The following is a 1031-nucleotide window of genomic DNA, read 5'->3' as shown; positions in this document are numbered from 1 at the left end:
GACAACCTCTCGTTCGTGCTGGGCGAAGACATGATCGTCCGGAAGCTGAAGTTCCTGGACGGCGCACTCGACAAGCTCGAGCACATTGACGAGGACGGCCGCCGCGCTGAGCTCGACGCGCGCTTCGCCCTGCAGAGCGGTGAGGTCCGCCGCCTGTTCCTGCTGCTGGAGGCTGCATTCAAACTCTCCAAGGCGGGGGGCTGATCATGGCCGGCAAACCCCGCAGCAGAGCCCAAGAGGCCGGCATCAGCACCAAGCGCCTGAGCCGCATGGCAAAGCTGCGCTGTGAGCGCATGCGCTGCAGCGTCCTCGCAATCAACCAAGCGTGGGATCCGCTCGACGACGCCATGGTCGAGGCCGCTATGGACAAGGTCATCGCAGCAATCGATCAATTCCAGCGCGACCTCGATGAGATCGCGCAGTACCACGATGAACCTGTGGGAGAGCTGTGATGAGGCTCACCAAGATGTCCGACGTGGTCACCATCATTCGCGGCGGCGGGTCTGCTCGGAAAACTGGGCAAGGCGGTCTGCTGGCTCTGTACGACGCCGGCGGCCAGCAGGTCGAAGCCTGGCAGAACGCTATCAAGGCGGCCGTAACCTTCCTCAGGTACGACGTCTCGGACGCCACAGAGCAGGCTGGTCCTGAGCCTTCCGAGCCAACCACCACCGTCGACCTTTGCCAGTTGCCGGCCGGAGACAAGAAGCAGAGGTTCTGCGCCCTACGAAATAGGGTGAAGGAACTCGCCGACTACTTCGAGATCGCTGGCAAGCGGCCGCCCCGGATCGTCTTGAGCCCGGTTGACTTCGCCGCCCTGATCCGCGGCGCGAACCATCGCATCGCATGCGATGCCAGGGCGGCAGCACGTGCAGAGAACGCGCGACGCAAGGCGGAAAGGATCCGCGGTCAACGTGCCAAGCCGGTCTACACCGAGGTCCAGGCCATGACTTGGAACGGCATCCCGATCGTCGAGGGCCCCGCGTACTCGAAGCACCGCCCGTTCGACTTCACCCCGCTACCCACCACGTCAT

3 protein-coding genes are annotated in these 1031 nt (G+C 63.9%); all 3 read left to right on the top strand.

From position 1 onward, the window contains the following. The coding region (rdgC, locus tag LR961_RS19105; protein ID WP_232151559.1) for a recombination-associated protein RdgC at positions 1 to 204 on the top strand (204 nt) is incomplete at its 5' end. Positions 205 to 206: 2 nt separating this feature from the next. Then, positions 207 to 452 carry a hypothetical protein gene (locus LR961_RS19100; protein ID WP_232151558.1) on the top strand — a complete coding sequence of 82 codons (246 nt, stop codon included), beginning with the start codon at positions 207 to 209 and terminating at the stop codon, positions 450 to 452. Positions 453 to 466: 14 nt separating this feature from the next. Further along, positions 467 to 1031: hypothetical protein (locus tag LR961_RS19095; protein WP_232151557.1), on the top strand; the 565-nt coding region annotated here is incomplete at its 3' end.

It is taken from the genome of Stenotrophomonas sp. SY1 (assembly GCF_021202945.1).
Classification (GTDB): Bacteria; Pseudomonadota; Gammaproteobacteria; order Xanthomonadales; family Xanthomonadaceae; genus Stenotrophomonas.
Note: the sequence above shows the minus strand (reverse complement) of the source record. Positions and strands in the feature narration are given on the sequence as shown.

Excerpts from the sequence above, each read along its gene's own strand:
- LR961_RS19100 (WP_232151558.1), top strand. The coding sequence starts at position 207 with ATGGCCGGCAAACCCCGCAGCAGAGCCCAAGAGGCCGGCATCAGCACC.